The sequence below is a fragment of the Nocardia blacklockiae genome, assembly GCF_015477355.1.
GTDB lineage: Bacteria > Actinomycetota > Actinomycetes > Mycobacteriales > Mycobacteriaceae > Nocardia > Nocardia blacklockiae.
This window is the reverse complement of sequence record NZ_JADLRJ010000008.1, coordinates 155,795-180,828: the sequence shown is the minus strand read 5'-3', so window position 1 is coordinate 180,828 and position 25,034 is coordinate 155,795. Positions and strand designations below refer to the sequence as shown.

The 25,034-nt window shown below is 72.4% G+C and carries 20 protein-coding genes; 9 read left to right on the top strand and 11 right to left on the bottom strand.

Annotated features, from left to right (window positions below):
- Nucleotides 1-94: 94 nt before the first annotated feature.
- Nucleotides 95-1,867: a DEAD/DEAH box helicase gene (locus IU476_RS24100; RefSeq protein WP_195103681.1), complete on the bottom strand. Its 1,773-nt coding sequence runs from the start codon at nucleotides 1,865-1,867 to the stop codon at nucleotides 95-97.
- A 230-nt stretch (nucleotides 1,868-2,097) separates the two neighbouring features.
- Between IU476_RS24100 and IU476_RS24095 the strand changes: the two genes are divergently transcribed.
- Both IU476_RS24095 and IU476_RS24090 read left to right on the top strand, forming a co-directional pair.
- Nucleotides 2,098-2,955, top strand: coding sequence for a carbon-nitrogen hydrolase family protein (locus IU476_RS24095; RefSeq protein WP_267466564.1), 858 nt, complete (start codon nucleotides 2,098-2,100; stop codon nucleotides 2,953-2,955).
- A 52-nt stretch (nucleotides 2,956-3,007) separates the two neighbouring features.
- Nucleotides 3,008-3,670: a phosphoribosyltransferase gene (locus IU476_RS24090; protein WP_195103680.1), complete on the top strand. Its 663-nt coding sequence runs from the start codon at nucleotides 3,008-3,010 to the stop codon at nucleotides 3,668-3,670.
- A 133-nt stretch (nucleotides 3,671-3,803) separates the two neighbouring features.
- Here IU476_RS24090 and IU476_RS24085 read toward each other — a convergent pair whose 3' ends face one another.
- Genes IU476_RS24085 through IU476_RS24070 form a run of 4 tightly spaced genes read right to left on the bottom strand, consistent with a single transcriptional unit; the run spans nucleotide 3,804 to nucleotide 6,959 of the window.
- Nucleotides 3,804-4,562 (bottom strand): ESX secretion-associated protein EspG, encoded by a 759-nt coding sequence (locus IU476_RS24085; RefSeq protein WP_195103679.1) that lies wholly within the window; start codon nucleotides 4,560-4,562, stop codon nucleotides 3,804-3,806.
- Nucleotides 4,563-4,604: 42 nt separating this feature from the next.
- Nucleotides 4,605-5,915, bottom strand: coding sequence for a PPE domain-containing protein (locus tag IU476_RS24080; protein WP_195103678.1), 1,311 nt, complete (start codon nucleotides 5,913-5,915; stop codon nucleotides 4,605-4,607).
- Nucleotides 5,908-6,318 (bottom strand): hypothetical protein, encoded by a 411-nt coding sequence (locus IU476_RS24075; RefSeq protein ID WP_195103675.1) that lies wholly within the window; start codon nucleotides 6,316-6,318, stop codon nucleotides 5,908-5,910. Before IU476_RS24075 ends, IU476_RS24080 begins: the two co-directional genes overlap by 8 nt.
- Nucleotides 6,319-6,341: 23 nt before the next feature.
- Entirely contained in the window at nucleotides 6,342-6,959 is a 618-nt protein-coding gene (locus tag IU476_RS24070) for an alpha/beta hydrolase (RefSeq protein WP_195103674.1), read from the bottom strand.
- Nucleotides 6,960-7,209: 250 nt separating this feature from the next.
- On the opposite strand from IU476_RS24070, the gene IU476_RS24065 reads away from it, so the two are divergent.
- Nucleotides 7,210-10,692: a bifunctional RecB family nuclease/DEAD/DEAH box helicase gene (locus tag IU476_RS24065; RefSeq protein WP_324194250.1), complete on the top strand. Its 3,483-nt coding sequence runs from the start codon at nucleotides 7,210-7,212 to the stop codon at nucleotides 10,690-10,692.
- 16 nt (nucleotides 10,693-10,708) lie between these two features.
- Here IU476_RS24065 and IU476_RS24060 read toward each other — a convergent pair whose 3' ends face one another.
- On the bottom strand, nucleotides 10,709-11,878 hold the full coding sequence (locus IU476_RS24060) for an alanine racemase (protein ID WP_228824256.1): 1,170 nt from the start codon (nucleotides 11,876-11,878) through the stop codon (nucleotides 10,709-10,711).
- A 76-nt stretch (nucleotides 11,879-11,954) separates the two neighbouring features.
- Nucleotides 11,955-12,434, bottom strand: a complete 480-nt coding sequence (locus IU476_RS24055) for a TetR family transcriptional regulator (protein WP_228824205.1) — start codon at nucleotides 12,432-12,434, stop codon at nucleotides 11,955-11,957.
- 388 nt (nucleotides 12,435-12,822) lie between these two features.
- Between IU476_RS24055 and IU476_RS24050 the strand changes: the two genes are divergently transcribed.
- Complete coding sequence (locus tag IU476_RS24050; RefSeq protein WP_195103669.1) at nucleotides 12,823-13,566, top strand: tyrosine-protein phosphatase; 744 nt, start codon at nucleotides 12,823-12,825, stop codon at nucleotides 13,564-13,566.
- 10 nt (nucleotides 13,567-13,576) lie between these two features.
- On the opposite strand, the gene IU476_RS24045 is transcribed toward IU476_RS24050, so the two are convergent.
- On the bottom strand, nucleotides 13,577-14,812 hold the full coding sequence (locus IU476_RS24045; protein ID WP_195103667.1) for a class I adenylate-forming enzyme family protein: 1,236 nt from the start codon (nucleotides 14,810-14,812) through the stop codon (nucleotides 13,577-13,579).
- 121 nt (nucleotides 14,813-14,933) lie between these two features.
- Nucleotides 14,934-15,728, bottom strand: a complete 795-nt coding sequence (locus IU476_RS24040) for an enoyl-CoA hydratase/isomerase family protein (protein WP_195103665.1) — start codon at nucleotides 15,726-15,728, stop codon at nucleotides 14,934-14,936.
- A gap of 33 nt (nucleotides 15,729-15,761) precedes the next feature.
- On the opposite strand from IU476_RS24040, the gene IU476_RS24035 reads away from it, so the two are divergent.
- Nucleotides 15,762-16,787 (top strand): glutathione S-transferase family protein, encoded by a 1,026-nt coding sequence (locus IU476_RS24035; RefSeq protein ID WP_195103663.1) that lies wholly within the window; start codon nucleotides 15,762-15,764, stop codon nucleotides 16,785-16,787.
- A gap of 39 nt (nucleotides 16,788-16,826) precedes the next feature.
- Here the strand turns inward: IU476_RS24035 and IU476_RS24030 are convergent, their stop codons facing one another.
- Together IU476_RS24030 and IU476_RS24025 are read right to left on the bottom strand one after the other, a co-directional pair.
- Nucleotides 16,827-17,243: a VOC family protein gene (locus IU476_RS24030; RefSeq protein WP_195103661.1), complete on the bottom strand. Its 417-nt coding sequence runs from the start codon at nucleotides 17,241-17,243 to the stop codon at nucleotides 16,827-16,829.
- Nucleotides 17,240-18,112, bottom strand: coding sequence for a helix-turn-helix domain-containing protein (locus tag IU476_RS24025; protein ID WP_195103660.1), 873 nt, complete (start codon nucleotides 18,110-18,112; stop codon nucleotides 17,240-17,242). Before IU476_RS24025 ends, IU476_RS24030 begins: the two co-directional genes overlap by 4 nt.
- Before the next feature lie 293 nt (nucleotides 18,113-18,405).
- On the opposite strand from IU476_RS24025, the gene IU476_RS24020 reads away from it, so the two are divergent.
- From IU476_RS24020 to IU476_RS24005, 4 genes are all read left to right on the top strand, one after another.
- The gene (locus IU476_RS24020) at nucleotides 18,406-19,119 is read left to right on the top strand and encodes a hypothetical protein (protein ID WP_195103657.1); all 714 of its coding nucleotides are present in this window, start codon (nucleotides 18,406-18,408) and stop codon (nucleotides 19,117-19,119) included.
- Between the two features lie 35 nt (nucleotides 19,120-19,154).
- Nucleotides 19,155-20,084 (top strand): ATP-binding cassette domain-containing protein, encoded by a 930-nt coding sequence (locus IU476_RS24015; protein ID WP_228824204.1) that lies wholly within the window; start codon nucleotides 19,155-19,157, stop codon nucleotides 20,082-20,084.
- Nucleotides 20,081-20,863: an ABC transporter permease gene (locus tag IU476_RS24010; protein WP_324194247.1), complete on the top strand. Its 783-nt coding sequence runs from the start codon at nucleotides 20,081-20,083 to the stop codon at nucleotides 20,861-20,863. Before IU476_RS24015 ends, IU476_RS24010 begins: the two co-directional genes overlap by 4 nt.
- Nucleotides 20,864-20,924: 61 nt before the next feature.
- Nucleotides 20,925-24,998 (top strand): ABC transporter ATP-binding protein, encoded by a 4,074-nt coding sequence (locus IU476_RS24005; protein WP_195103651.1) that lies wholly within the window; start codon nucleotides 20,925-20,927, stop codon nucleotides 24,996-24,998.
- The last annotated feature ends 36 nt before the right edge of the window (nucleotides 24,999-25,034 follow it).

Sequence of the window (25,034 nt, the reverse complement as noted above, 5' to 3'; positions counted from 1 at the left end):
GGGACGCGACGCTTGTCGGAACCGCCTGAAGGGCAACGGGATACCCGGGTGGTGCGCCGACAGCGGTGAACTCGCTGTGGCGCAGGGGGTTCGGTCAGGAGCGGGGCTTGCGGCGGTCCGGGCGGCGGTTGTCGCGGCGAGGACCGCGGCTCAGGGTGCGCTGGCCGGGCGGGCCCTGGTCGGGCTGGAGTTGGATCAGCACGCCGCTGATTCTGGTGCGGCGCAAAGCATCCAGGGTTTCCGGCGGCAGGTTGGCCGGTAGTTCGACCAGGCTGTGGTCGGGGCGGATGCTGATGTGGCCGAAGTCGCTGCGGCGCAGGCCGCCCTCGTTGGCGATCGCGCCGACGATGGCGCCCGGCACCACCCGGTGGCGCTTGCCGACGGCGATGCGGTAGGTCGCCATCTCCGCGCCGGTGGTGCGGTGGTGACCCGCCCCGCCCGAGTCGCGGCGCGGTTCGCGGTCGTCGAACCGGCGGGGCCCGCGCTCGCGCCGCTCCGGCTCCGGCTCGGGCTCCATGAAGAAGTTGTCGCCGTCGTGGCCGCCGATCGCGAGCGCGGCGGCGATATCGGCGAGCGGGATGTTGTGCTCGGCCTCGTAGTCCTCGATCAGCTTGCGGAACAGCGCGAGGTTCTCGTTGGCGAGGTTCTCGGTGATGGCGTCGTGGAACTTCACCACGCGCTGCGCGTTCACGTCCTCCACGCTCGGCAGCCGCATCTCGGTCAGCGGCTGGCGAGTGGCCCGCTCGATCGCGTCCAGCAGGCGGCGCTCGCGCGGGGCGACGAACAGCAGCGCCTCGCCGCTGCGCCCGGCCCGCCCGGTGCGGCCGATGCGGTGCACGTAGGACTCGGTGTCGTGCGGGATGTCGTAGTTGACCACGTGCGAGATGCGGTCGACGTCCAGACCGCGCGCGGCCACGTCGGTGGCGACCAGGATGTCCAGCGTGCCCGACTTCAGCTGCCCGATGGTGCGCTCGCGCTGGTTCTGCGCGATGTCGCCGTTGATGGCGGCCGCCGAATACCCACGCGCGCGCAGCTTCTCGGCCAGTTCCTCGGTCGCCTGCTTGGTGCGCACGAAGATGATCATCGCCTCGAACGGCTCGACCTCGAGGATGCGCGTCAGGGCGTCGAGCTTGCGCTGGTGCGAGACGTGCACCCAGCGCTGGGTGATGTTGGTGGCGGTGGTGGTCTTGGCCTTGACCGTGATCTCCACCGGATCCTTCAGGTACTGCTTGGAGATCTTGCGGATCGCCCCGGGCATGGTGGCGGAGAACAGCGCCACCTGCTTGTCGGTGGGCGTATCGGCGAGGATGCGCTCGACGTCCTCCTGGAAGCCCATCTTGAGCATCTCGTCGGCCTCGTCCAGCACCAGGTACCGCAGCTGCGACAGGTCCAGGGTGCCGCGCTCGAGGTGATCGATGACGCGGCCCGGGGTGCCGACCACCACCTGGGCGCCGCGCCGCAGCCCCGACAGCTGCACGGCGTAGTTCTGCCCGCCGTAGATGGGTAGCACGTGCACGCCGGGCAGGTGCGCGGAGTAGCGGCCGAAGGCCTCGGCCACCTGGATCGCCAGCTCGCGGGTGGGCGCGAGGACCAGCGCCTGCGGCGCCTTGCCCTTCTGCTCCAGCCCCATCAGGATCGGGATCGCGAACGCCGCGGTCTTGCCGGTTCCGGTCTGGGCCAGGCCGACCACGTCGGCACCGGTGAGCAGCGGGGGAATCGTCGCCGCCTGGATCGGCGAGGGAGATTCGTAGCCGACGTCGGCGATCGCCGTCAGAATGCGATCGTCGATACCGAGATCGGCGAAGGACGGGTCGGCTGCGTCCCTCTCGTCGGCTGGGGTACCACTGTCGACCGGTGAGGTGCTCATTGACCAGTACTTTACTTCGTCGCAGTGGCCGCCCCGACCGTCGGGCCAATACGGTGAGACCTATGCAACCGCACGAGCCGACCGTGCCCGGCGTCACCGGCACGCCCGCGAACTCCGCCACCACGACCGGGCCGGGATCGGGACCCGGCACGGAAGGCGAGGTCTCGGTGGTGGTGAGCTATTCGACGACCACCGACGCCGGTGCGCCGCCGCCGGCCGCCGCCACCGGGCTGGAACCGGCCGCGGCCACCGCGCCGGCGGAGGCGCCGGAACCGGCCCGGACGATCGACGTCGCCGTGATCCAGTTCGCGCCCTACACCGACAAGGACGCGAATCTGGCGATGCTGCGCGAGCAGGTGCGGGCGGCCGCCGAGCACGGCGCGCGGGTCGTGGTCGCGCCGGAGTACTCGATGTTCGCGGTGACGCGGCTGGACCGGCGGGTGGTCGAGGCCGCGGAGCCGGTCACGGGGCCGTGGGTGGATCAATTGCGCGGGCTCGCCGCGGAATTCGGGGTGCATCTGGTCGCGGGTGTGGTCGAGGCGCCCGGCGGCGGCGAGTCGGAGCGGATCTACAACACGCTCGTCGCGGCCGGGCCCGACGCCGAGTTCGCGGCGGTGTATCGCAAGGTGCACCTGTACGACGCCTTCGGGTTCCGGGAGTCGGACGTGGTGCTGCCCGGCGCGCTCACCGACCCGGCCACCTTCACCGTGGACGGCGTGGTGTTCGGCTTGCAGACCTGTTTCGACCTGCGTTTCCCCGAGGGCTGCCGACGCGTCGCCGCGGCCGGGGCGCACGTGCTGCTGCTGCCGGCGCAGTGGATACCCGGTCCGGCGAAGGTCGACCAGTGGACCACGCTGCTGCGCGCCCGCGCCATCGAGAACACCGTCTACGTCGCCGCCGCCGATCAGGCCGGGCCGCGCGGCGCGGGCGCCTCGATGATCGTGGACCCGGCGGGCACGCTACTGGCCGAACTCGGCGAGGCGACCGGAATCGCCACGGCGCGTATCGATCTCGCGCATCTCGAGCAGATCCGCGCGACCAATCCGAGTCTGGCGCTGCGCCGCTTCACCGTCGAGCCCGGCGGGTAGCCGCGGCGGAAGGACCCGCGCGATCCGGTGCTGCCACTAGACTTGGGGCACCATGATCTATCCGGATCGGGCCGCCGCCGGTCACACGCTGGGTGAGTCGCTACTCCACCTGCGGGCGTCGAACCCGCTGGTGCTCGGTCTGCCGCGCGGCGGGGTGCCGGTGGCGGCCGCGGTCCGATCGGTGATCGGCGGGGATCTCGACATCCTGCTGGTGCGCAAGCTGGGTGTGCCGTGGCAGCCGGAGCTGGCGATGGGCGCGATCGGCGAGGGCGGCCTGCGGGTCCTCAACGAGGACGTGGTGCGCCACACCGACGTCACCCCGGACCAGCTGGCCGAGACCGAGGCGCTGGAGCGCACGGAACTCCAACGCCGCCAACACATCCTGCGCGTGCACGCCCCGCCCGTCCCCGCGCGGGGCCGCACCGTGGTGATCGTCGACGACGGCATGGCCACCGGCGCGACGGTCGCGGTCGCCTGCCGCATCATCCGCCTGCACGAACCCCGCCACCTCGCGGTCGCGGTCCCGGTCTCCTCGGCCGAGGCCCTGCACCGCGTCGGCAAGCTGGCCGACGAGACCGTCTGTCCCCTCGTTCCCCGGGTCCTCGGCGGCGTCGGCGGGGCCTACGAGGACTTCCACCAACTGACCGACGACGAGGTCATCGGCATCATCCGATCGGGCGACCCCGAGTTCGGGCCCGGCAACCACTCGCAGTAGCCAAGCGCGCCAACCGGTCCGGCATCGTCATCCCGGCACGCTTTCGGCCGGGATCCATCGGGTTCCCCGAGGTTGTGGATCCCGGCAAAAAGCGTGCCGGAATGACGGGGTGGAGGGACGGGATGAGCGGTTTTCACCAGTCGGCGGGCTCGGCGACCAATCGTTCGGCGGCGGCGACGAGTGGGCGGAGCTGGCTGGCGAAGGCCTCGGCGTCGACGGGGACGATGTCGACCTCGGAGCGGGTGCGGACGGTGTAGCGGCCGTCGCCGGCGACGTCGATCCAGCAGAGCACGCCGAGGGGGCGCATGGTGTCGTCGGCGCGGCGGGCCGAGACCACGATCTGGCCGATACCGTCGCGCGGTTGGCGCAGCAGCCGGCGCATGCGTGCCGAGACCGTGGGACCCGCGACCGGAACCGTCACCAGGTCCCGGCTGTCCTCGCGCACGCGGTCCAGCGGCGCGGTGTGCCGGGGCCCGCTCCCGGGGGTGTTCTCCGGGAGCACCGAGACCACCCGGGCCGCAAGGGCTTTCGGTCCACCGACGAACAGCCGGATCTCCGCGCCCCGGTCGGGGGTGTCACCGGCGCGCTGTGCGGCGACCACCGTCACCTGCCCGGCGGCCGCGCCCAGCACCCGAACGGGCTGCGCCTGCTCGCCGAGGCCGTGCTCGCCCAGCACCTCCACCTGGATCGCCGGGCGCGAGAGCACCCGCAGCGCCGCCTCCAGGTCGGCGTCCAGGGTTCGGTCGCACCAGTCCCGCAGCGCGGGGAGTTGCGCGGCGCGTTCGGCGCTGTCGCGGGCGGAGAGTCGCACGGCCAGCGGGTACGGGATGCGATCGCCGTCGGTCCGCTCCCAGGCCAGCGCGAACTGGTCCGGGGTGAGGGTCCATCTCACCGGCGGCCCACCGCGCCGGTCGCGCTCGCACTCATCCGGCCGTCAGTAGTCCTCGGCCCATTCGCCGACCACCGGCGGCGTGGTCGGATCGAGTTGACCGACCAGCTCGGTGCCGGGCTCGGCCGGCTCCAGGTAGGTCGGCTCGTCGAAATCGTAGTACTCCTCGTCCTCGTCCTCATCGTACTGGGAACGCTTGGGCGGCACGGGAACACCCGGCCCGGAGCGCACGGCGTCACCGGCGGCCAGCGCGCTGCCGGCGAGACCGCCGAAGACCCCGGCGCCCATTCCGCCCACGGCATCGGAGGCGGGTTCGTGACGCTGGTCCCGCTCGTCGCGCTTGCGCTGGTCCTCGGAACTCTGCGCGGTAGTCGCCGCCCCGGCGGCCGCGGCCACGGTCACCGGCGCGCTCACCGGTGTGGCGGATGCGGCCGGAACAGCCTGCGGTACAACAGTATTCGCGGCGGCAGTCGGTGCCACCGACGCCGGGCGGTCGGCCGCCGGAACCACCGGCGCGTCGGAGACCGTCGCGGGCGCGGTCGGAGCGGCGGGGGCAGCAGCGGGGACCGTCACGGCCGCGCCTTCGGCACCCGTATCGGCACCCGCGTCGACCGGCTCGTCCGCCTCGGCCGGCGAATCGGACTCCGCCGCGGAGCCCTGCGCACCCGGAACGGTAACCGCTTGCGGCACAGTAGCTTCGGGCACCGCCACCGCACCCGGCGCGGTCAGCGAGTCGGTCGCGTCCGGGCCCGGCTCGCCACCCGGCGGCGGCGCGGGTTCCTCGGGCGCGGGGTACATGCCGCCCTGCGGAAAGGCCGGAACGCTGTTGCCGGTCGGCACGAACGCGCCCGCGTACACCGTGTCCATCACCCGCACCACGTCCTGGCGCAGGCCCTCGGCCTGTTTCTGGGCGGCGATATTGAGCGTGGCGCGCTTCGGATCCAGCAGCGCCGCTTCCAGATCCGCGCCGACCGCGACCGGTCGCGACACCGCGCCGCGCAGGGTCTCGGCCGCGTCGTTGGCCTGCCCGAGGCGCTGCGACACCGCCGACATCACGTCGGCCACGTGCTGCCCCAGCTCCTCGAACGCCTGCATGGCGGCGGCGGCCTGCTGGGCGGCGCTGCCGCGCCAGCCGTCGGCGATGGCGCCGCGAATCTCGGCGTGCGCCTGCTGCACCGCGTCGCCGAGCCCGGCGGCGGCGCTCTGCCAGGCCTGGCGGCCGGCGGTGAGCACCTCCGGATTCATCTGCAGCACACCGCGATAGATCTCGTCGTAGTGCATCCGGTCGAAGACCTCGACCGTCGGCGCGTAGTCCGGATCCGGTCCCGCGGCTCCCTGCCCGTGCACCCTACGCATGACCCACCCCCACCGTGTCGGCGCCGACGCGGCTGATCGCCGCCGACATGTCCGCGTCGCGCTGGGCGTAGGCGGCGGCCGCGGCGCGCAGCGCCTGTGCCAGCTGCCGGGCGGCGTCGGCGTACTCCTGCAACCGCTCCAGACCTTGGGCAGCCTTGTCCTCGAACCCGCGCCGCAGCGCGTTGCCCGATTCGAAGCCGCCGAAGCCCGGGAGCGAGGTGGCCGCGCGCAGTGTCAGCACCTGTTGCTCCACCTGTTCGGCGAGCTGTTCGTAACGTTGGGCGCAGCGCTCGTGGACGCCGTCGGCGACGAGCACTCCATCGATCCACAGCCGACCGTCGTCGACCGCCTGGGTCAGGGCCGCGACATCACTGCGCAGGTCCCCGGATTCTTGCGATCGCACCGGTCCCCCTTTCTCGTGCTACATCACGGGCGCACCGGTTCCGCGACGACGCCCTGGATCCACTCCGCGATGTCGGCGGTGACTCGTGCCCGCACCGGCTCGTGCAGCAGATCGTGCCCGGCATCGGCATATTCGCGCAACCGCAACCCTACCGATCGCACGCGCGTCGTCCAGTCCCGAACGGCATCGATAGGGGCACGGCGATCATCGACGCCGTGCAGCACCAGCACCGGCAGGCCGGTCGGCGGCGGCGCCTCGACCGCGCGCCGCGGGGTCCCGGTGAGTACCAGCCCCGCGCACTCCGGCAGCGCGGCGAGCGCGGTGGCCGCGCCGAGCGAGTGCCCGCCGACGATCAGCGGCACACCGGGCCGCCGAGCGCGGACCAGCGCGAGGAACCCCCGCGCGTCGGCGACGAGCTCATCGATCGTGCCGGGCGCGCGCGGATCCCCTTCGCTGAGGCCCTGTCCCGGCACGTCCAGCGCCCACGTCTCGATCGACGCCGCCCCCAGCCCCCGGGCGAAGCGATGGTAATGGCCGCTGTGCTGCCCGGTACCCGGCAGCAGCGCGAACACCGCCCGCGCCTCCGGCACCGCCCACTGCCGGCAGTGCAGCCGCCCGCGCGGTCCGTCGAAAAACGGCATCCGGCAATCCCTTCCGCGCTCAGCCCCGCACCCGCGCGCGGACCAGGTGCTGCCCGGGCCGCGTCTGCACTCCCGATGTCCTCTCTGACGCGCCCGCCCAGACCATACGACGACACGCCCCCCTCACGCCACGCCGTTCTACCTCGAACAATTACCCTGAAGCGCGACTCGGCACCCAAGAACGCGACGGCCGGGTGCGGGTGTCCGAGGCGCAGGAGGGCCGCGATTGATTCTGGTCGGTGATCGTGTCGTGTGCAGCACCGGTGACCTGTTGACGGCGGCGCACTGCGAGTTCGCGCTGCTGCGCGCGCTCGACGCCGAACTGGGTCTGGTGGCGCCGGTGGCTACCGGCGCCGGTCCGCTGCTGCCCGAACCCGGGCATTCCGGCCTGCCCGGACTCGACGCCGTCCGGATCGACGCGCCCGAATCCGGCACGCCGGCCGAGACCGTGGACGCCCTGCACCGCGCGCACGAGCAGACCGTGGCCGCGCTGCACGCCGGGGCGGGCGTGATCGCCGGCGGCGTCTTCTTCGACGGCACCTTCGCCGCGCGGTGCCCGGCCCTGGTGCGGACCGACGCGATGGAACAGTCGCCGGTGCGGCCGGCGGCCGCGCCGCCGCTCGAGCCGGTCCCGAACGAGTGGTCGGCGAGCGCGGCCTTCGATGGTCATCGGCAGGGGCAGGTCGTCGACGGTGACGCGCTGAGTCGTTCCTTCGCCGAGCGGAGCGGCCCGCCGGACGACACCGAACCCGACGGCCCGGCCGATCCGATGCTCTCGCTCGCGCCGGTCTGCTACTCCCTCTACGGCACCGCGGGCACCGACACCCCGATCGCGGCTCTCCTCGAACTCGCCGCTTGCGCGGAAGCGGTGCGGCACAGTGGTTTCCGCGTCGATCCCGTGCTGCGCGTGCGTCATCCCGACGGGTCGCGGTCGCAGTATCCGCTGGCCGACGCGGCCCGGGTGTACGCGGCACGACGGCGCCGCCTGACGGCCGTGCTGGAGGCCAAGCAGAACGAACTGCTGCCGGTGCAGTGGGGCGATCGGCGCTATCTGGCGTGCGGCCGCTGCGCCACCTGCACCGCCGAACTGCTGACCGGGCGCGACCTGCTGCTGGTCGCGGGCATGCGGCCGACCGTGCGGGCCCAGCTGCGCGACGCGGGAATCACCACGGTGGACCGGCTGGTGCAGGCCGACGCCGCGGTGACGCGGGTGGCGACCCAGACCTTCGCGGCGCTGCGCCGTCAGGCCGAGATGCAGTTGCGCGGCGAACGCACCGGCGAGCCGGTGTGGGCGCTGACGAACGCGGCGGCGCTGTCCGCGCTGCCCGCGCCGTCACCGGGCGACGTCTTCCTCACCCCGGCGGGCACGCCCGCGACCGTCGTCGGCGTCGGGGTGCTGCCGGCGCGCACGCCCGAGCAGGGCGAGGAGCCCGCGGCGATCCTGTTCCACGCCTTCGGACTGCACGACGACCCCGCCGCGCTGCTGGAGTTCCTGGCCGACCGGCAGCAGCGCCATCCGGAACTGCGCATCTACCACTACCGTTCGCCGGCCCGGCCGCTGCTGGCGGAGCTGTGCGCGGGCTGCGGCGCCGACGAGGAGGTCTCCGACGACCTGCTCGGCGCGCTGGTGGACCTCTATCCCATCGTGCGCTCGGCCCTGGTCGTCGGCGAGCGGTCCTACGACCTGCCCAACCTCGGTGGCCTGCTGGGCGGCGAATCCGCCTGCGACGACCTGGAATCCGAGTGCGCGCGGGTCGCCCGGCTGCGCGACCGGTTGCGAGACCTGGCCGCCGAGAACGGCATCGGCGCCGCGCCCGCGCCGCGCGAGACACCGGCCGAGGCGCCCGCCGCGGTCGAGGCCGCGCTGCGCGAGTTCGCCTTCGACGGCATGGCGGGCGCGGCGCACCCCGACATCCCCGGCGCGAGCGCGGAAGCCGACGCCGAACCGGCCGCGCGCACGCCCGCGCAGCAGGCCGCCGGACTGATGGCCGCCGCACTCGGCTACCACCGCCGCGAACGCCAGCCACTGCACTGGGCCCACGCCGACCGCCTGCACCGCCCGATCGCCGAATGGGCCGACACCCCGGGCGTCCTCGTCGCCGACTGGGGCACGGTCGACACCAAGTGGCACAGCACCGGGCACGGGCCGATGCGCCGCTACCTGAAGCTCACCGGCCGCCTGGGCACCGGCAGCGCGCCACCGCCCGGCACCGCCGTCCGCACCCTCTACGACGAGCCCGTGCCCGGTATGCGGGCCATCCCCGGCCGCCGGGCGACCGCCGCCGCCACCGTGCTCGGCTGCGCGCTCGACGACAACTTCGACGACACCGTCCGCGTCGAGGAGATCCTCCCGGACGGCTGCGCCCCCTACGACGACCTGCCCGTCGCGATCGTCCCCGGACTGCCCGGCCGCGACGAGAACCTCGAAGCCGCACTGGAATTCGCCGGCCACCACCTGTTGATGACGCTGCCCGAGATCCCCGCCACGGCGGCGTTCGACCTGCTGCTGCGCCGCCCGCCGCGGTTGCGGACGGCCGCCGCCCTGCCCGAGGTGTTCGGCGACCACGCCGCCGCCGTCACCGCCGCCGTGCTGGATCTCGACAACTCCTACGTCGCCGTGCAGGGGCCCTCGGGCACCGGCAAGACCGATACCGCGGCGCGGGTGATCGAACGCCTCGTCACCCGCTACAAGTGGCGCGTCGGCGTTGTCGCGCAATCGCATTGGGCCGTCGAGGAGGTGCTCGACGGGCTGGTGCGGGTCGGCGTGCTCCCGGAACTGGTGGCGAAGTCCGATGCCCGGGCGGTGGCGCCGGAGTGGCTGGCCATCGACCCGGCGCGCTATCCCCGCTTCCTCGACAATGCCGTCAACGGCTGCGTGATCGGCGGTCTCCCCAGCGATTTCGCGGACGCCGAGCGCGTCGCCCCGGGCTGCCTGGATCTGCTGATGGTCGCCGACGCGGGCCACTTCCCACTGGCCGACGCGGTCGCGGTGGCCGCCTCGGCCCGCAACCTGCTGCTGCTCGGCGACCCCGCGCCGCTGCCCGCGCACGGCGCGCACCCCGAGCCGGTGCACGAGTCCGCGCTGGGCCGACTCGTCGGCGAGAACCCCACGCTGCCACCGGAATTCGGGTACTTCCTGGACCGCACCTGGCGCATGCACCCGCGGCTGTGCGAACCGGTGTCCCGGCTACGGTACGGCGGGCGGCTGCGGTCGACCGAAACCGTCACGCTCGCTCGCGATCTGGAAGGCGTGCCGCCGGGCGTACGCTCGATCCCGGTCGAACACCACGGCAACGGCACCGAATCCGCCGAGGAGGCCCGCGAGATCGTGCGCCGGGTGCGCGGACTGCTCGGGCTGCCGTGGCGCCAGGGCGCGGTGACGCGACGGCTGCACCCGCACGACATCCTGGTCGTCACGCCGTATCACGCGCAGGCGGCCCGCATCCGAACCCTGTTGTCGCGCGCGCGGATCGAGGACGTGCTCGTCGGCACCGCGGAACGTTTCGCCGGGCGGGAGGCCGCGGTGGTACTGGTGTCGATGACCAGTTCCTCACCCGCCGAGGCCCCGCACGGCGTCGACACGCTGCTGTCCCGGCACTGGCTCACCACGGTCGTGTCGCGCGCGCTGTGGAGCGCGATGGTCGTGCACTCGCCGCTGCTGACCGAGTATCTGCCCGAGACCCGCGAGCAGCTCGCCGATCTCGCGACCTTCCTGGAGCTGGTGTCGCCCTAGCGGAGTGCCGCGGCGGCTATCCGAAGTTCCGGCCCTCGCCGCGATAGGTGGGGACGGTCGTGCGCGTGCCGTCGGTGTCGACGAAGTGGATGCTGTCGAACCGCTCGCACAGTTCACCGGCTTTGGCGTGGCGGAACCACACCCAGTCGCCGACCCCGAGCCCGTCTGCTCCGCGCAGCGGCGTCTGCACCTCCCCCGCGCCTTCCGTACCGATCAGTCGCAAGCCCTTGGGCCACACCGGCTTCGGCACACGCGACTGCCCGGCGGGACCCGAGGCGATGTAGCCGCCCGCGAACGCGGTGGCGATCCCGGGAGCCGGGCGGCGCAGCACCGGCAGCGCGAAGAACAGCGCCGGGCGCGGCGTGAAGGCCCGATAGCCGTCGAACAGGGTCGGCACGTACAGTCCGGAGCCCGCGGTCACCTCGGTCACCTCGGGGGCGGCGACGCTCACCTCGACGGACCCGCTGCCGCCACTGTTGACGATCTCCAGCTCGCCCGCCACCGAACGGACCGCGTCCAGCACCTGCCGCCGCCGCGCGCCGATCTCGGCCGCCGAGGCCCGCTTGACCAGCCGCACGGCCGGATTGGTGTCGGGCAGTCCGGCGATCTGCGCCTCGTAGGTCATCACGCCCACCACGCGGAAGCCGCGATCGATCGCGGCGCGGGCCAGCCGCGCCGCCTGCTCGGGGGTCCGGATCGGCGAGCGCCGCACGCCCAGGTGCAGCGGGCCGATCCGCAGCGACGCGTCCACGTCCAGGCACACGCGCGGGGCGGCCCGCTCGCCGCCCACGGCGGTCTTGATCAGATCCAGCTGAGCCGTATCGTCGACCATGAGCGTGATCGCCTCGCGCAGCGTCTCGTCCGCGCCGAGTTCGGCCAGAGCGGCACGGTCCACGCTCGGGTAGCCCAGCAGGATGTCGCGCGCGCCCCGCCGCGCCAGCCAGACGGCCTCGCGCAGCGAATAGGACATGACGCCCGCGAATCCCCCGGCCCGGGTCAGCTCGGGACCCAGCACTTCCTCGAGCACGCCCCGGCAGCGCACCGACTTGCTCGCCACCCGGATCGGCACGCCGCGCGCCCGGCGTACCAGGTCGGCGGCATTGGCACGCAGCGCGGCCAGGTCGAGTGCGGCCAGCGGCGGGTCGAGATCCGCGGTGGCCGCCTGGAGGCCGGCGATCGGCGACAGGTCCGTCACCCGGTCCACTCAATCACGTAACCCGGTTACTGGTCAACCGTCCAATTCGATGTGCGGGGGCGTTTCCTCAGCGGTCGACGGCCTTGGTGGACAGGCTCGAGACCAAGTCGTCCAGCACCACCAGCGTGGTCTCGTCGTCGCAATCGGCGAGCCAGCGCAGCACGGTGCCCTGCATCACGGCCACCGAATAGGCGGCGATGGCCTCCACCGGCTCGAGCCACTCGGTGTTCGACCGGTCGGCGCACAGCCGCAAGAAGGCGCCGACCTCGGCGTCGAGGTCGCGGAACAGCGCCGCGACCGCGGGATCCGCGCTCGGGCCGCTGCGGTCGGCCCAGCGGCGGCGCAGCGCCTGGATGGTCGACTCGTAGGTACGGATCTGCCGCTGGGGCGCGGCCTTGATGGCGGGCCACAACGCACTCACGCCGGCATGCAGCAGCACTCGCAACGCGCGCGTGCCGGTGCAATCGATGGCGGCGGCCGCACGGTTCACGGCCTCCTCGACGGTCGGATGTGGCCGCACCTCGATAATTTCTCCACTAGCGCTCAACGACGACTCCCTCGGGCGAAAGAACGCGCGCACCTCGCCTGCGCGGCTCGCTCAACGGGTGGTAGATCCACGCTGATCGCCCCGGGTACCACCCGGTCGACCCGTTCAACATCCATCAATGGTAGAGGCTTTTCGGGGATCAAGACCAGGTTCGATGGGTGTTTCCAGACTGAAAGAATGTTTCGTTACCCATCCGGGACTGCGGCGCAATCCAGCGGAGACCAGCTCCTCCGGCGATCACTACCCGTAACCGACAAGACTCTACGCGTCCCTCGCGCGCCGCGCCGCCTCCTTGTGGCCGAACACACAGGGCGTCGCCGCCGCGGGTTCGCCGGTTCGATCGGAGAACGACACCCGCGCGATACCGACCCGCCGATAGCCTGGAAAAGTGACCATCGCGCGTTCTGATCATTTTCTCGTCTCCGGCACCTTCAACTACCGCGACGTCGGCGGGCTGCGCACCGACTCCGGCTCGCGGGTCCGCACCGGGGCGCTGCTGCGATCGGCACAGCTGAGCCGCGTCGACGCGGCCGGGCAGGCCACCCTGCGCGAACTCGGCGTGGCCGCGGTGCACGACCTGCGCGGCCCCGAGGAGATCGTGCACCTGGGTGCCGACGCGCTGCCCGCGGGAATTCGCCTGGAGCACACGCCGTTCGACTCGCGCATCGGCGAGCAGCCGCCGCACGAGGTGGTGCACGACGAGCCCTGGCAGGAGATGGTGAAGGTGTACCGGTCGTTCCCGGCGATGCCGGAGGCCGGGGTCGCCATCACCGCGATCGCGCGCTCACTGGTGGGCGGCGACGGCGCGGTGCTGGTGCACTGCGCCGCCGGGAAGGACCGCACCGGCTGGGCCGTCGCGACGCTGCTGCGCGCGGTCGGCGTCGCCGAGACCGACCTGCTCGCCGACTACCTGCTCAGCAACGACGCCGTCGACGCCCTGCGCGCCGACGTGGAACTGAACTCGAACGGCCGGGTCACCCTGCCCCTCGACGTGCTCGGCGTCGCGCCGGAATACCTTGCGGAGGGCACGGATTCGATGCACCGGCTCTACGGTGACCTGGAGGGTTACCTGACCGCCATCGGTTTCACCGACGACCTGCGCGACCGGCTGCGCGACCGCCTGCTGGAGTGACCGCGGCCGGCTATCCGGCGCGGTGGACCAGGCCCTGCTCGTCGATGTCGACCTGGTTGCCGGTGTGGAACCACGAACCGGTGAAACGGGATTCGGTGGTCTCCGGGTCGTTCCAGTAGCGCGGGGCGACATTCGGCCCGCGACAGAGCAATTCGCCGTGGCCGGTGGCGGCGTGCGGGCCCCACAGCGCCAGTTCCGTTCCGCCGAACGGGAATCCGAGCAGATCGGGGGACGCGGTCTCGCCCTCGTCGGCCAGCGCCAGGCCGATGCCGCTGGTCTCGGTGGCGCCCCACACCGACCACTGCCGCGCCAGCGGGAACACTTCGCGCAGCGCGGCGGCCACCACCTCCGAGGTCCCGGGGTCGGTCGCCGCCAGCTCGGTGCGATGCCCGGCGCTGCACACCTGCCGCACCCCTTCCGCGCGCAGCCCGGCCAGTTCGGGCAGCAGGTCGGCGAAGATGCGCGGGGTCGCCGCCACCATGTCGATGCGTTCGGTCACAACGGTTTCCGCGACCAGTGCGGGATCCGGGACGAGCACCACCGTGCCGCCCACCGCGAAGGTCGGCAGCAGCTGGTCGACGCAGCCGCTGGCGTGCGCGAGCGGCAGCAGCACCAGGTTGCGCAGCCCCTCGGTGGGCAGGTCCAGCGCGCCCGCCATCGACCGGACCGCCGACAACAGATTCTCGTTGGTCAGCTCGACCCCGCGTGGCCCGATCGAATCACCCTGCGACACCGCGCCGCTGGTGTAGCAGAGCAGCGCCAGTTCGCTCAGCGAGGCGCCGTCGTCGATGAACGCCGCGCCGTCGGGCAGTTCCGCGTCGGCCGCGCCGCCCAGCACGAAATCGGCGCGGCTGTCCGCGATAACCCGGGCGGCGAGCTCGTCGGGCAGGCTGTCGTGCACCAGCACCGGCACCGCGCCCGACAGCAGCGCGCCGAGGAAGGCCTGCACCCAGCGCGCCCCCACCGGCATCCGCACCGCTACCCGGTCGCCGTAGCCGATGCCGTGCTCCTGCAAACCGCCCGCGATCCGCGACGCCGCGTGCCACAGCTGCCGGTAGGTGAGCCGCGGGCCGCCGATCTCGACGACCGCCTCGCGCCCGGAGAAGGCGTGCACCTGGACGTCGAGCAGCTCGGTGAGCGCGGGGTTCAGGTTGCCGTATCGCAGGACGCCGTCGGCACCGCGCGCAAGTGGGTTGTCGCACCACGTATTTCGCGACTGCGGGTATTCGACCAACAACTGCGCCATGGGTCCCTCCGAGCGCCTCGATCCGCCAGGCACCTGTGACTATATGACTCACATCACAAATGTGGGCGGATAGTCGGCAAACGTGTCCGCATCGGTGCCGGCGGACCCGCGCGCGGCGCCGTCAGCGGCCGGTGTAGGTCGCCTTGCCCGGTCCGACGTCCAGGAAGCTGCGGACCGCGTTGCGCAGGTCCTCGGTGCCGAACAGTTCGCCGGAGACCTCCGGGGTCACCGAATCCGCGTGCGCCACACCGCCGGAGCGCCAGGCCTCGACGATCCGCTTGGTCGCCGCGTGCGCCCGGGTGGGGCCGTCGGCGAGTTTCGCGGCCAGGGCGCGCGCGGCCGTGTCGACGTCCTCGTGCACGGCGTTGACCACGCCCCACTCGGCCAGTTCGCCCGCGCCGTACAGGTCGCCGGTCATCACCAGCTCGCGGGCGCGGCCCGAACCGGCGCGCTCGGCCAGCCGCTGCGGGCCGCCCATCGAGGGCGTCAGGCCGACCACGGTCTCCACCAGGCCGAACTTCGCCGACGACCCGGCGAGCACGATGTCGCAGGCCAGCGCGATCTCGAAGGCGGCGGTCAGGGTCAGCCCGTGCGCGGCGAACACCACCGGGCACGGCAGCGCCTCGAGCGGGTGGATGATCCGGCCGAACAGCGAGCGCCACAGCTCGGCGCCCTCGTCGACCGACAGGCCGTCGAAGACCCGCACGTCGACCCCGCCCGAGACGACCTTGCCCTCGGCGCGCAGCAGCAGCGCGCGCGGCGGCCGGGCGGTCAGCTCGGCGATGTCGGCGGCCAGTGCCTCGAGCAGCGCCCGGTCGAACAGATTCAGCGGCGGGCTGTCGATGGTGAGGACGGCCAGCTGCGCGCCCTTGTCGGTCTCGACGCGCTCCAGACGGGTGGGTTTCGAATCGGTCATCGGCCGAATCTACCGATCTGCGAGACTTGTCCGGTGAGCACCTCGTCGCCCGGCAATGCCACCTACATCGAACCCGGTGAGTTCAAGCGGGACACGAACTACATCACCACCCGCATCACCGCCGACGGCCGTGACGGCTATCCGGTCGAACCGGACCGTTATCGCCTGGTCGCGGCGCGTGCCTGCCCGTGGGCCAATCGGACCATCATCGTGCGCCGGCTGCTCGGCCTCGAGGACGTGCTGTCGCTGGGCCTGTGCGGGCCGACGCACGACAAGCGCAGCTGGACCTTCGATCTCGATCCCGGCGGGGTGGACCCGGTGCTGGGCATCCACTTCCTGCAGGACGCGTACTTCGCGCGGGTTCCGGACTACCCGCGCGGGATCACCGTCCCGGCCGTGGTCGACGTGCCGACCGGGCAGGTGGTCACCAACGACTACGCGCAGATGACGCTCGACTTCTCCACCGAGTGGACCCGGTACCACCGCCCGGGCGCGCCGGAGCTGTATCCCGAGGCGCTGCGCGAGGAGATCGACGCGGTGAACAAGCGCGTCTACACCGAGGTCAACAACGGCGTCTACCGCTGCGGTTTCGCCGGTGCGCAGGACGCCTACGACGCCGCCTACGACCGGCTGTTCACCGCGCTGGACTGGCTGTCGGAGCGGTTGTCGACGCAGCGCTACCTGGTGGGCGACACCATCACCGAGGCGGACGTGCGGCTGTTCACCACGCTGGTTCGGTTCGATCCGGTCTATCACGGCCACTTCAAGTGCAACCGCAGCAAGCTGACGGAGCTGCCGGTGCTGTGGGCGTACGCGCGCGACCTGTTCCAGACCCCGGGCTTCGGCGACACCGTCGACTTCACCCAGATCAAGCAGCACTATTACATCGTGCACGCCGACATCAATCCGACCCGGATCGTGCCGAAGGGCCCGGACCTGTCGAACTGGCTCACTCCGCACGGCCGAGAAGAGCTCGGCGGCCGCCCGTTCGGTGACGGCACGCCGCCTCCGCCGCCGCGAGCGGGCGAGCGGGTTCCGGCCGGGCACACTCCGGCCTGATCGGAAGTCGGGGCGCTGCCTGTCGCTCGGTGCCGAGCGTCAGGCGTCGCCCTGGGTGCCGGCGTAGGTGCCGAAGCTCCAGAAGACGCCCTCGGGGTCGCGGCAGGTGAAGCCGCGGGAGCCGTAGTCCTCGTCGCGCAGTTCCTGGGTGATGGTGGCGCCCGCGGCCACGGCTCGGCGGTACAGCTCGTCGGCGTCGTCGACGACCACGTAGATCGCGCCGGTGCCGGGCGGGAGCTGTGCCAGCGCGGAGTCCTCGCGCGCGGTGCCGAGCATGACGCCGCCACCGCCGGGCAGGGTGAGTTCGGCGTGCTGGACGACCTCGCCGTCGCCGTAGCGGGCGCGTTCCACGAAGCCGAAGGCGCGCTGGAGGAAATCCAGCGCCGCCGGGGCGTCGCGGTAGGTCAGGCACGGCCAGAGTGCCGTGCGGGTGCTGGTTCCGGTTGTCTCTGTCATGTCGACGAGCCTTCCAGGATCAGGTCGGCCGCCTCTTGGACGAATGGGAACTGTTCGCGGGCCAGCCACGTGGAGGGCGGCATGCCCGCGAGTTCGCGCCACTCCCGGGCCATGTGCGCCTGGTCGTAGTAGCCGACGGCGGCGGCGACCGCGGCGATCGGCATGTCGAGCCGCTGCGCGTCGGGTCCGCCGACGACCGACCGCAGCAGCCGATGCGAGGCCTGGAAACGGGCCAGCCGGGCGGCGGCCTTGGGCGTGATCCCGAATTCGGCCTGGAACCGGGTGCCGAGATGCTTTCGGCTCCAGCCGATCTCGTGGGCCACCTCGGCGACCCGCGCCTGCCCGGAGCCGGCGGTGAGCAGCTGCCACGCCCGCCGCAGATTCGGGTCGAGGACGGTGTCGGTGGTCCGCCGCAGCAGTATCTCGTCCAGGATCGCGAACCGTGCCGCCCAGTCGTCGGTGGCCGAGACCCGCTCGCGCAGCTCCCGCGCGTCCGCACCGAGCAGATCACCCAGATCGATGATCCACGACCCGAGCGCCGCCACCGGCGCGCCCAGCAGGACACGCGCGCCCAGCGGCGTCACCGCGAGCTGAATGCCGTGCTGATAGCCGCGGTGCGCGATGGTGCATGGCCGCACGGTGAGCCCGCTGGCGATGGCCTCCCAGCTGCCCGCCCCCTGCCCCGGCTGCGGCGACACCGGGATCTCGATCGGTTCGTCGATGGTGATGATCACGGTGAGATCGGTGCCCGGCATGCCGACGTGCGTGCCCGGTGCGAAACCGCGCAGCAGATAACCCTCGTAGCCGCGGACGAGGGCCCGCAGCCGCGGATCCGGCAGCCCCCTGGCGCCCGCGGAGACACCACTCACGAACCCCACCCTAAACCCGCCCACCCGGAACCCGCCTCCCCCTGCGGCTCGTTGTCCGAAAAACGGCCCGCCACGATGGATAATCGCCGCACCACGATCGCGTACCCCGATCAGATGCACTATCAATGGGTACACGGATGATGGAACGAGACAACCACGGTTCGGGCGCGGGCTCGGTTTCGGGTCGTCTCCGCGCAAGCGACGAAGGAGCAAGCGGAGACGGCCCGAAACCGAGCCTTAAAGCGCCCGAACCCGCGCCGCCGAAGGCGGCGCCAAAGATACAGGAGCAACAAATGTTCAAGGGCGGTGCGGAGAAGGCGGTGAAGGCACTGCTCGACAACGGGGCGCAATTGCAGGCTCCCGCCGTCGCCAAGTACGTCGACCGGTTCCGGCGGTCGCATCCGGATGAGTCTCCCGAGCAGATCATCGCGCGGCTGGAGAAGCTGTATCTCACCACGGTGACCGGCAGCGGCACGGCGGTCGGCGCCACGGCCGCGGTGCCCGGTGTCGGTACCATCGCCTCGCTCGCGGCGATGAGCGCGGAGACCACTTTCTTCCTCGAGGCGTCGGCGGTGTTCACTCTCGCCGTGGCGGCCGTGCACGGTATCGCGCCGGAGGACAAGGAGCGGCGGCGCGCGCTGGTGCTGGCGGTGGTGCTGGGCGAGAGCGGGATGGAGATCGTCGAGAAGAGCGTGGGCCACTCGGCGAAGAACTGGGGGTCGTTGCTGGCCAACCAGATTCCGGGCGTGCGCAATATGAACGATTCGCTGATGAAGCGGTTCATCGTGCAGTTCATCGCCAAGCGCAGCGCGCTGATGTTCGGCAAGGTGCTGCCCGCCGGAATCGGCGCCGCGGTAGGCGGTTTCGGCAACCGCGCGCTCGGCAAGACCACGATCGCCAACGCCCGCAAGGCTTTCGGTCCCGCGCCGGCGACCTGGCCGGGTCCGGTGGTCATCGACGCCGATCCGCTGCCCGCGCTGGGCAACGAGTCGCCCGGGCAGCGATGAGCGCGGCTCGCCCGCCGGCTTTCGCGGCGTCGGAGTTGACCAGGCGGTTCGAGGGCCTGAACGCGGTGCGGGAGGTGAGTTTCAGCGTGCCGTCCGGCAGCACCGCGGCGCTGGTCGGTCCGCCGGGTTCGGGTAAGTCCACGATCGTGCGCATGCTGCTGGGGCTGCTGCCGCCGACCTCGGGCACCGCGTCGATCGGCGGGCCGGGGTCGGGGGCGCAGGGCCGGTCGCGTCCGGTGGGCGCGATGTTGCAGCCGCGCGGCCTGCACCCGATCCGCTCGGTGCGCGGTGAATTGCGCGTATACGCCGGTGCCGCAGGGGTTTCCGACGAGCAGGTGGACGCGCTGCTGGAGTTGACGAGTCTGACGTCGGTCGCCGGGGAGCGGATCCGGACGTTGCCGCCGGGGGTGCAGACCCGGCTGGCGCTGGCGATCGCGTTGCTCGGTGCGCCGCGGCTGCTGGTGCTCGACGATCCGTTCGCCGGGCTCGACGTCGCCGAGCGCGGCTGGCTGGCGGACTATCTGCGCGGGCACGCCCGCCGCGGCGGGGCCACGCTGCTGACCTCGCAGAGTCTGGCCGCGGTGTTGCCGGTGGCCGATCAGCTGATCGTGCTGGGCGGCGGCGCGGTGGTGTATCAGGGCAGTCCGCGCCGGTTGCGGCGCAGTCATCCCGATCGCCTGGTGGTCGGCGCGTCGAGCGCGATCGCCTTGGCCACCACGCTGGCCGCGCAAGGTTTCACCGATACCGTGATGCGTTCGGACGGCCGGCTGGCCGTCGCGGAGGCGTCGCGGTCCGAGATCGAGGCGGCCGCGTCGACCGCCCGCGTGCAGTTGACCGAGGTGATTCCCGAACCGGTACATCCGGATCGGGTGCTCGCCGCGCTGACCCGCACCACCCACGCTGTGCCGACCGCCCCTCCGATGCCTTACGGGACACCACCATTGCCTTACGGGACACCACAGTGATCCGCACCGTGCCGCCGGAAGTGAGCCGGGTCGCGACCGCGGAGCTGCGCAGGATCACCACGTTGCGGGTGCACTGGACGCTGGTGACGCTGTGCGCCGCGCTCGGTTTCGTGGCCGCCGCCGTCACGGCGATCACGGGCACCGGGCCGCAGGAGAGCCAAGATCTGGTCACCGGGACGGCGAGCATCGGGCTGTATCTCGCGCTGGTGTTCGCGCTGGCCGCGGGTGCGGTGTCCGCGGCGGCCGGGGCCGGCGGTGAATACCGCCACCGGAGCATGCCGTTGACGGTGTTGTTCACGCCGGACCGGGACTTGCTGTGCGGGGCGAGATTGCTTGCGAGCGCGGCCTTCTCGCTGGTGCTCGCGCTGGCGGCCGAGGCGGGCGCGGCGCTGGGGCTGCTGGCCTTCGGCCGTGGGAAGATCGAGTTCGGGCTCGAGCTGGCCGGTGTCTTCGGCGGCGGTCTGCTGGCGGCGATCTGCTGGGGTGTGCTCGGCGCGGGCCTCGGGCTGCTGCTGCGCGCGGTGGTGCCGGCGATCGCCGTGCTGGCCGGGTGGCTGATCGTCGTCGAGCCGCTGCTCTGGCTGGTGCTGAAGGGGGTCGGCATCCCGGGTATCGCGGTGCTGCTGCCCGGCTCGGCGACGATCGGCGCGGTCGCCGTCGGCTCCTTCCCCAAGAGCCCGTTCATCCCGCCGAGCGCTGCCTCGCTGGTGATCCTGGTGATCTGGGCGGCGGCCGCGGGCGGCGCGGCCTGGTGGTTCCTCCGCGAACGCGAGATCTGACCCGCCGCCCGCGGCCTCGGAATACGGCGGTGTCGGTCGGCGTCGGTACCGTCGAATCGAGATGACCGACGCCGACGCACTCGCAGGGCGCCGCCCGGGCTGGATACGCCGGCTGTGGGCGGCGTGTGTCGCGCACCCGCGGTTGCTGTCCGGGGTGATCGCGGCGGTGGTGCTCGGGGCGGTCGCGGAGACGGCCGCGCCGCTGGCGGCGAAGGCGGCGCTCGACCGGGCGCGAGTCGGTGACGTGCGGGCCATCGGTGTGATCGCCGGTGTGCTGGTGGTGCTCGCGGTGGCGCGGTTCGCCGCCGCGTACGGGCGGCGGTGGCTGGCGGGTCGGCTCGCCTTGGATGTGCAGCACGCGCTGCGGGTGCAGTTGCTCACGGCCCTGCACCGCTACGACGGGCCCGGTCAGGACAGATTGCGCACCGGGCAGGTGGTGTCGCGGTCGATCACCGACCTGCAGTTGGTGCAGGGTCTGCTGGCGATGGCTCCGCTCTCGGCGGCGTCGCTCCTGATCTTCGTGCTGGCCGCGGCCGTGATGCTGGTGCTGTCGCCGCTGCTCGCGGTGGTCGCGCTGCTGACGGTGCCGGCGCTCGGCGTGGTGGTGTACCGGACCAGGCCGCTGCTGCACGCGGCGACCTGGTCGGCGCAGCAGCGCGCGGCCGATCTGGCCCAGCACGTCGAGGAGACCGTGACCGGGGTCCGGGTGGTGAAGGGCTTCGGGCAGGAGTCCCGGATGGTGCGCGTGCTCGAGGACCACGGCCGCCGCCTCTACGCCGAGCGGATGCGCGCGGCCCGCATCGACTCGCGGTTCGCGCCGACGGTGGCCGCGATCCCGCAGTTGGGGATGGTCGTGGTGATCGCGCTGGGCGGGACGCTGGCCCTGCGCGGCGACATCGGCGTCGGCACCTTCCTGGCCTTCGCCGCCTACGTGACCATGCTGGCGTCCAGCACCCGCATCGTGTCGAACGTGATCGTCATGGCGCAGCTGACCCGCGCCGCCGCCGAACGTGTCTACCAGGTGATCGACGCCGCCCCCGCCCAGACCGATCCACCCGACCCGAAGCCGCTGCCCGACGGTCCACTGGGCGTCGAGATGCGCTCGGTCACTTTCGGTTTCGACCCGAACCGTCCCGTCCTGCGCGACTTCGACCTCTCCGTACGCCCGGGCGAGACGGTGGCGATCATCGGCCCCGCCGGTTCCGGCAAGTCCACGCTGTCCCTGCTCCTCCCCCGCCTGTTCACCCCCGACTCCGGCCGAATCCTGCTGCGCGGCAACGCACCCGGCGGTGCAGGATTCGGACTCGGCAACGACGAGCGATCGAGTGCCCGCGGCGCGACGCTCGAACCGGACGGCGGTGCGACGCACGGTTCGTACGGCAGCACAGGCAACGGCAGCGCCGTCGCGACGGACGACGAAAGCGACTGTGCCGCGTACGAAGTGGACATCGCCGAGGTTCGGGCGACGGATCTGCGCCGCGCGGTGGGTGTGGTGTTCGACGAGCCGTTCCTGTTCTCCGACACCGTGGCCGCCAACATCGCCCTGGGCCATCCCGATGCGAGCCGCGCGGAGATCCGCCGGGCCGCCGAGCTGGCCGCCGCCGACAAGTTCATCGGCGAGCTGCCCGACGGCTACGACACCGTGGTCGGCGAGCGCGGCCTGACCCTCTCGGGCGGCCAGCGGCAGCGCCTCGCCCTGGCCCGCGCCCTGCTGGCCGACCCCCGCATCCTGATCCTCGACGACGCCACCTCCGCCGTCGACGCGGTCACCGAGGCCGCCATCTACGCCGGCCTACCCAGTGACACGAACCGCACCACCATCATCCTGGCGCACCGCGAATCCACCCTCGCCCACGCCGACCGCGTCATCCGCCTCCCCAACCCCCGACACCCCACCACCGGCAACCTCTGGCCCGCCACCGACCACCAAACCCCTGACACGCCAGAAGTTCTCGCCGTCACCCCATCCGCCGCACCGGTCGGTGCCACCACTGCGGCCCACGCGAGCGAGACCTCCGCCGCCGGGATGACGTCGCACCACCAGAACCCGGTCGCCGCTGAACCCCTTCCCACGTCGGGAGCCGACGCGGTGCGGCCCGCCACCCGCCCGGACACGATCGCGGCGGCATCCGGCGCTGTACCGACGGCGCAGCACGCGGACCCGGTCTCCGCCGCGGCTCCGCCCGGCGTGGCGATGCTGCCTGCCGCGGCGGACGCGCCGCATACCGTGGCACGCACGGATGTGGCGGAGGGCGAGGTTCCGGCGGAGATCCGCGCTGAGCTGGCGCGATTGCCCGCCGCGACCGAGGAGCCACGGGTGGACGATCGGGCGCTGGAACAGCCGGAGCCGGACTTCCGGCTGGCGCGGCTGCTGCGGCCGGTGCGGTGGCTGCTGCTCGCGGTGGTGGTGCTGCTGGCCGCGGATGCGGCTGTGGGCGTGGCCTTTCCGGCGCTGACCCGGTACGCGCTCGACGACGGCGTGGCCGCCGGGAGCGGGCGGGTGCTGGCCGTCGCGGCGCTCGGCGGGGCCGTGCTGGTCCTGCTCAGCTGGCTGGACGAGGCGACCGGCACGCTGCTGTCGGCGCGCGGCGGCGAGCGGGTGCTGTACGGGCTGCGGGTGCGCAGCTACGCCCACCTGCAGCGGCTCGGGCTCGACTACTACGAGCGCGAACTGTCCGGCCGCATCATGACCCGGATGACCACCGACATCGACGCGCTGTCGACGTTCCTGCAGACCGGCCTGGGCACCGCGTTGATCAGCATCGGCACCGCCGGCGGCATCGCGGTCGCGCTGCTGGTGATCGACACCGGACTGGCGGTGGTGGTCTTCGCCACACTCCCGCCGCTGATCGGCGCGACGCTGGTGTTCCGCCGGATCTCGGCGGCCGCCTACTCGGCCGCGCGCGAACGGGTTTCGACGGTCAACGCCGACTTCCAGGAGAACGTCGCCGGGCTCCGGGCCACCCAGGCCTACCGGCACGAACCGGACGCGGCCCGGCGGTTCACCGACTACTCCGACGCCTACCGCCGCGCCCGCATGCGCGCCCAGCGGGCGATCGCGCTGTACTTCGCCTTCGTCATCGCGTGGGCCGACCTGGCGCAGGCGGCGGTGGTCTACGTGGGTGCGCGCGAGGTCGCGCACGGCACCACCACGCCCGGCACCCTGGTGGCCTTCGTGCTGTACCTGGGCCTGCTGTTCAGCCCCGTCATGCAGCTGTCGCAGGTGTTCGACGGCTACCAGCAGGCAAGGGTCGGGCTGCGCCGCATCGAGGCGCTGCTGCGCACCCCGTCCTCGATCGCCGCCGACGCACCGGACGCCGCCGCGATCCCCGGCCGGTTGCGCGGCGAGGTCCGGTTCGCCGACGTCCACTTCCGCTACCCCGACGCGAAAAAGCCCGCCCTGGACGGTGTTTCGGTGCACATCCCGGCCGGCACCACGCTGGCCCTGGTCGGCGAGACCGGCGCGGGCAAATCCACCATCGTGAAACTCCTTGCGCGCCTGTACGACCTGCCGCGCGAGCCCGGCGGCCGCATCCTCGTCGACCGCACCGACCTGCGCGACTACCGCCTCGCCGACTACCGCGCCCGCCTCGGCACGGTGCCGCAGGAAGCTCACCTGTTCACCGGCGACGTCGCCGGCAACATTGCGTTCGGGAAACCTGCTGCCACGCGGGCGGAGGTCGAACGGGCCGCCGCGGCCGTCGGCGCGCTGGACATGATCCGCGCGCTGCCGCAGGGCATGCGGCAGCCGGTCGGCGAGGGCGGCCGCGGCCTGTCGGCCGGGCAACGCCAGCTCATCGCCTTGGCCCGGGCCGAATTGGTCGATCCGGACCTGTTGCTCCTCGACGAGGCCACCGCCGTCCTCGACCCCGACAGCGAGGAACAGGTGCTGGCGGCCGGGCGATCCCTGACCCGCACCGGCACCGCCCACAGCCGCACCGCCGTGATCGTCGCGCACCGGCTGGCCACGGCCGCGCGCGCCGACCGCATCGCCGTGGTGGACCGCGGCCGCATCGCCGAGATCGGCACCCACGACCAGCTGGTTTCGGCAGGTGGGATCTATTCCCGGCTGTGGTCGGCGGCGCGCGCCGAGGAAGGAATATTCTCACCATCGGACGGGTCGTCACACATATGAGGCAGGTTCTGTCCGGCAGTCGGAAGACGCCTCGCG

What these genes read in the sequence shown, in the direction of transcription:
- IU476_RS24100 (WP_195103681.1), bottom strand. Translation starts at nt 1,867, where the DNA reads ATGAGCACCTCACCGGTCGACAGTGGTACCCCAGCCGACGAGAGGGAC.
- IU476_RS24090 (WP_195103680.1), top strand. Translation starts at nt 3,008, where the DNA reads ATGATCTATCCGGATCGGGCCGCCGCCGGTCACACGCTGGGTGAGTCG.
- IU476_RS24080 (WP_195103678.1), bottom strand. Translation starts at nt 5,915, where the DNA reads ATGCGTAGGGTGCACGGGCAGGGAGCCGCGGGACCGGATCCGGACTAC.
- IU476_RS24070 (WP_195103674.1), bottom strand. Translation starts at nt 6,959, where the DNA reads ATGCCGTTTTTCGACGGACCGCGCGGGCGGCTGCACTGCCGGCAGTGG.
- IU476_RS24045 (WP_195103667.1), bottom strand. Translation starts at nt 14,812, where the DNA reads ATGGCGCAGTTGTTGGTCGAATACCCGCAGTCGCGAAATACGTGGTGC.
- IU476_RS24040 (WP_195103665.1), bottom strand. Translation starts at nt 15,728, where the DNA reads ATGACCGATTCGAAACCCACCCGTCTGGAGCGCGTCGAGACCGACAAG.
- IU476_RS24030 (WP_195103661.1), bottom strand. Translation starts at nt 17,243, where the DNA reads ATGACAGAGACAACCGGAACCAGCACCCGCACGGCACTCTGGCCGTGC.
- IU476_RS24020 (WP_195103657.1), top strand. Translation starts at nt 18,406, where the DNA reads ATGTTCAAGGGCGGTGCGGAGAAGGCGGTGAAGGCACTGCTCGACAAC.
- IU476_RS24005 (WP_195103651.1), top strand. Translation starts at nt 20,925, where the DNA reads ATGACCGACGCCGACGCACTCGCAGGGCGCCGCCCGGGCTGGATACGC.